This is a genomic window from Streptomyces sparsus, from assembly GCF_054776295.1.
In genome coordinates this window covers 1-4672 of record NZ_BAAHCA010000356.1, presented here as the reverse complement: position 1 = coordinate 4672, position 4672 = coordinate 1, and the positions used below count along the sequence as shown (strand labels likewise).

Annotated in this window: 5 protein-coding genes; 4 read left to right on the top strand and 1 reads right to left on the bottom strand. The window is 73.2% G+C overall.

Annotation, left to right across the window (positions count from 1 at the left end; genetic code table 11):
* Nucleotides 1-182 precede the first annotated feature (182 nt).
* Both ACYVE9_RS16255 and ACYVE9_RS16250 read left to right on the top strand, forming a co-directional pair.
* Nucleotides 183-851, top strand: coding sequence for a response regulator transcription factor (locus ACYVE9_RS16255; protein WP_461028575.1), 669 nt, complete (start codon nt 183-185; stop codon nt 849-851).
* Between the two features lie 756 nt (nt 852-1607).
* Nucleotides 1608-2327, top strand: a complete 720-nt coding sequence (locus ACYVE9_RS16250) for a LuxR C-terminal-related transcriptional regulator (protein WP_461028574.1) — start codon at nt 1608-1610, stop codon at nt 2325-2327.
* Between the two features lie 57 nt (nt 2328-2384).
* Here ACYVE9_RS16250 and ACYVE9_RS16245 read toward each other — a convergent pair whose 3' ends face one another.
* The gene (locus tag ACYVE9_RS16245) at nt 2385-2882 is read right to left on the bottom strand and encodes a MarR family winged helix-turn-helix transcriptional regulator (protein ID WP_461028573.1); all 498 of its coding nucleotides are present in this window, start codon (nt 2880-2882) and stop codon (nt 2385-2387) included.
* A gap of 147 nt (nt 2883-3029) precedes the next feature.
* On the opposite strand from ACYVE9_RS16245, the gene ACYVE9_RS16240 reads away from it, so the two are divergent.
* Together ACYVE9_RS16240 and ACYVE9_RS16235 are read left to right on the top strand one after the other, a co-directional pair.
* On the top strand, nt 3030-3851 hold the full coding sequence (locus ACYVE9_RS16240; protein ID WP_461028572.1) for a trans-aconitate 2-methyltransferase: 822 nt from the start codon (nt 3030-3032) through the stop codon (nt 3849-3851).
* Nucleotides 3852-4027: 176 nt separating this feature from the next.
* On the top strand, nt 4028-4543 hold the full coding sequence (locus tag ACYVE9_RS16235; RefSeq protein ID WP_461028571.1) for a hypothetical protein: 516 nt from the start codon (nt 4028-4030) through the stop codon (nt 4541-4543).
* Nucleotides 4544-4672: the final 129 nt, after the last annotated feature.

Here is a 4672-nt window from a genome sequence, read left to right as displayed (position 1 = left end):
TGCCCGCCCGGGCCACCTGCCCGCGCGACCGGTCCGGGGCGGGCGTCGCGGGCCCGGCGGGTGGGGAGGATGCGGGCATAGCGCAGGTAGTTGGCGGTAGCGGGCGCGTCGCGTCGAACAAGCGTGTAGCTTCCCGGGCAGTGCTGCCCGGCGTGGGGTCCGGGAAGATGACAGGGGGCTGGATGAGCGTGCGGCTCATGGTGGTTGACGAGCACCGGTTGCTGGCGGAAGCACTGGCCTCGGCCTTGAAGCTGCGGGGCCACCGGGTGGTCGCCTCGGCTGCACCTGCTGCCGGCGCGGCCGAACTCGTGGTGGCCAGAGCGCCCGAGGTGTGCCTGTGGGGCACGGCGGCTCCCGCCGAACCGGGCGTGTTCGACCCGGTCGAGCGGATCAAGAGGGACCGGCCGCAGGTGGCCGTGGTGGTGCTCGGCCCGGTGCCCAGTCCGCGGGGCATAGCGGCTGCCTTCGCGGCCGGGGCGTCCGGCTACGTGCGCCACGACGAACGCATCGAGGGCGTCGAGCGGGCCATGGTGAAGGCCAGGGCGGGGGAGTCGGCGGTGGCACCGCAGCTTCTCCGGGAGGCCTTCGGCCGGTTGCTGAACCCGGTCGCGGAACCGGACGACGAGGCCGGGCGGTTGCTCCGGATGCTGACGCCCAGGGAGGTGGAGGTGCTGACGCGGGTCGCGGAGGGTGAGGACACCCGGCTCATCGCCGTCGGCATGGGCATCGCACCGAGCACCGCGCGAACCCACGTGCAGCGGGTCCTGGTGAAGCTGGGCGTCGGCTCCCGGCTGGAGGCCGCCGCGCTGGCGGCCCGGACCGGGCTGCTGGACCGCACGGGACGCGGCTGAGGCGGAGGACGTCCAGCGGTGTCCGGCGGGCGCGGCGGTGTCCGGCGGGGCGCGCGGGGCGTCCGGTGGTCAGTGCGGGGCCTTGACCAGCAGGTGGTCGACGCAGCCGGGGGGGATAGTCCTGGACCGTGCCGACCAGCCGGTGGCCGAGCCTGAGAGAGAAGCGGGGGCCTGGAGCCCCAGGTCTCCACCCGGGCGTGCAGGCAGCCGTGCTCGGTGCGGGCGAGCTGCTCGGCCCGTGCCGTCAGGCTGCTGCCGAGCCCCTCGCCGCGCAACCGCTCGGCCACCCACAGCAGTTCGACGTGCAGCCAGCGCCCCAGGCGTAACCGACGAGTCCGCCGTCGAGTCCGCCGTCCGCGTCGAACGCGCAGACCCGCACCGGTACTTCCTCGTCGGCGGTCGTGCCGCGCAGCGCGCTCATGACGGGGGAGCGCAGGGAGTTGGGGTGTCGGAGAGCCGCGCCTCGATCATTCTGCGGCGTTCTGCGCTGACTTCCGTGTCAAGTTGTCACACGGACCACACCATAAGCGTCCTCGAGCTGTCAGTTTGCTCAATCCCCTTCCGCTCCCGGGTACCGCCCTTACGCTGAGGAACAGCATCGGTGGGGGCCGGTGCCTTTCACGGGTCGGGCCGGCCGGCGGCGGACCCGGGAGCGGAGTCGGTGACGGGCGGCACGTCGGTGGCCGGACCGTCCGGCCGTACCGCTCACGGAACGCCGAAGGGCCCGTTCGTCCCCCATGGGCGCAGGGGGTGGATGTGCAACGTATCCGGGTTCTGGTGGTCGACGACCACCGCATCTTTGCCGAGTCACTGGCCGCGGCGCTTGCCGCTGAGCAGGACGTCGAGGTGACGGCGGCCGGCAGCGGGCCGGCTGCGCTGCGCTGTCTGGAGCGGGCCGCGACGGACGCCCGCCGGTTCGACGTGCTGCTGATCGACGCCGACCTGAGCGGCGCGCTGACCACCGACCCCAAGGGGGCGGCGGGGGACGGCCCGCCGCTGGTCGTCCGGCTGCGCAGCCTGCACCCGGAGCTGCGCACGGTGGTGCTGGCCGAGCGGGACGATCCGCGGCTGGCGGCCGTCGCGTTGCAGGCGGGGGCGTCGGGCTGGGTCGCCAAGGACTGCTCGCTGTCCCGGCTCCTCCAGGTGATCCGCGGTGTGCTGCGGGAGGAGACGCACCTGCCGCCGGCGCTGCTGACCGGGGTGCTGCGGGAGTTGACGGCCAGCCGGAAGCACCGCTCGGAGAGCGAGCGGCTGGTCGCCTCGCTCACCCCGCGTGAGCACGAGGTGCTGCGCTGCATGGTCGCCGGCCTGGGGCGCAAGGCGGTCGCCGAGCGGCTGTTCCTCTCCCCGCACACGGTCCGCACCCACATGCAGAACGTGCTGGGAAAGCTGGGCGTGCACTCCACGCTGGCGGCGGTGGCGCTGGCCCGCAGGGCCGGGATCGGCCAGGTCGACCTGGAGCAGGTCGCCGTCTGACGGGTTCGGCCGCCCGCGAGGCCGGCAGCGAGGCCGGCAACGCCCGACCGGGCGTGGTCAGCCGGGAATGTTGTCGAAGGGCGCGGTGAGCTGCCGCAGCAGCCCGGCCAGTTCCAGCCGCTGGCCCGGCGAGAGCTCCACCAGGATGGCCCGCTCCTGGGCGAGCAGCCCGGCGAGCGCCTGGTCCGCCCGGTCGCGGCCCTCCGGGGTGAGCCGGACCAGCACGCCGCGGCGGTCGCTGGGGTCGGGCAGCCGGGCCACCAGGTCCTTCTTGACCAGCCGGTCGATGCGGTTGGTCATGGTGCCCGACGTCACCAGGGTCTGGGTGAGCAGCTGACCGGGGGACAGCTGGTAGGGGGCACCCGCCCGGCGCAGCGAGGTGAGTACGTCGAACTCCCACGGCTCCAGTTGGTGTTCGGCGAAAGCGATCCGCCGTGCCCGGTCGAGGTGGCGGGCGAGGCGGCTCACCCGGCTGAGAACCTCCAGCGGTTCCACGTCGAGATCGGGGCGTTCGCGTCGCCATGCTGCGACCAGTCTGTCGACCTCGTCCTCCATGGTCATCAGTGTAGTAGTTCTGTCGGCATGAAGTTTCTTGACGTCAAGACAAAAATGAGTGGATGCCGGGACTCCGCCGGTGGAAGGCTCCGAGCGCCAGGGTCGCCGTTCAGGCACGGCCGCCCGACAGTCGCAAGGAGGCCTTTCATGCCAGCCGCTCCGGTGTGGGACCCACAGCAGTACCTTCGGCACGCCGACCACCGCACCCGCCCCTTCCTCGACCTGCTCGCCCGCATACCCGAGCTGCCCACCGACGGCCGCCCGCCGCGCATCGCCGACCTCGGCTGCGGGCCGGGCAACATCACCGCGCTGCTCGCCGACCGCTGGCCCGACGCCCGCATCACCGGGTTCGACAGCTCACCCGACATGCTCGACGCCGCCCAGCGGCACGCCGGCCCCACATCCGGCGGCGGGCACCTCGACTTCGCACCGGGTGACATAGCCCACTGGAATCCGCCCGGCGCCTACGACCTGATCGTCTCCAACGCCGCCCTGCAGTGGGTGCGCGGCCACGCGGAACTCTTCAAGTCCTGGCTGGAGGCGCTGCCCGCAGGCGGCGTGCTCGCCTTCCAGGTGCCCGGCAACTTCATCGCGCCCAGTCACGCGCTGCTCGGCGAGCTGTGCGACACCCCCCGCTGGCGGGACCGGCTCGGTGAGCAGGGCCGCCGCTACGTCCACATCCTCGAACCGTACGAGTACCTCCAGCGCCTCACCGACGCCGGCTGCGCGGTCGACGCCTGGGAGACGACCTACGTGCAGTTGCTGCCGGGGGAGGACCCGGTGCTGGACTGGGTGCGGGGCACCGCGCTGCGCCCGGTCCTGACCGCGCTGGCGGACGACCCGCAGGCCGCCGACGCCTTCGTCGAGGAGTACCGGCAGCAGCTGCGCCTGGCGTACCCGCCGGGGCCGCACGGCACGGTGTTCCCGTTCCGCCGGATCTTCGCCGTGGCCAGAAAGCAACCCGGGTGACGGTGACCCCGGTCCCGGCTTTCTGTTGCCCGGGCAGGCCTATCGGGCCTGCCCGGGTCGCTTTGCCGGCCACTGGATCTGGCTGAAACCCGCTGTTGTCGGCAGTGCGTCCACAAACCGGGACAACCGTCAATCAGAGGTTGACCAGCGGGGGGTGATGGCCAAGGATCGCCGCCATGCCGACCCGAACCGCCAAGCGCAGTCGAAGCCGACGCGCCGCCCAGAGCGCCTTCGGGTTGCTGCTGCTCGCCAAGAACGCCGTCATGGGTCTGGCCGCCCTGCTGCTGCTGGCCGCCGGGGTGTGGACCTCCTGGGACAGCGCCCAGCACACCATGCTCACGACCGGACGCGAGCAGGGCACCATGACGGTGGCGTCCTGCGAGGAGGGGGACTGCACCGGCCCGTTCGTGCCGACCGCGGGCCGGGGCAGCCCGCGGGTCGAGGTCACGCTGGACGAGTCGCTGACCCGGAAGACCGGGGAGCAGCTCTCCGTGGTGCTCCGCCCGGGCACCGACAGCGCACTGCGCACCGGCCCCGCCGGCATCCTGCACTCCTGGATGCCGCTCGCCGGGGCCCTGCTGCTGGCGGCCCTGGTGGTGGCGGGCGGCCTGCGCATGCGCAGGACCGCCTGGACCCTCGCCCTGCTCGGCGGCGCCCTGATGGCCGGGACCTTCACCGCCCTCCAGCTCTGACCCGGGCTGCCGCCGCATCCCCGCCATCCGGCCCGCGACCGGACGCCGACGGCACCGGCAACACCAACAGCACAGGCAGAACCGCCAACGGCGACGGGCGGGGACGACGGGCCTCAGCCCGCCGTCCCC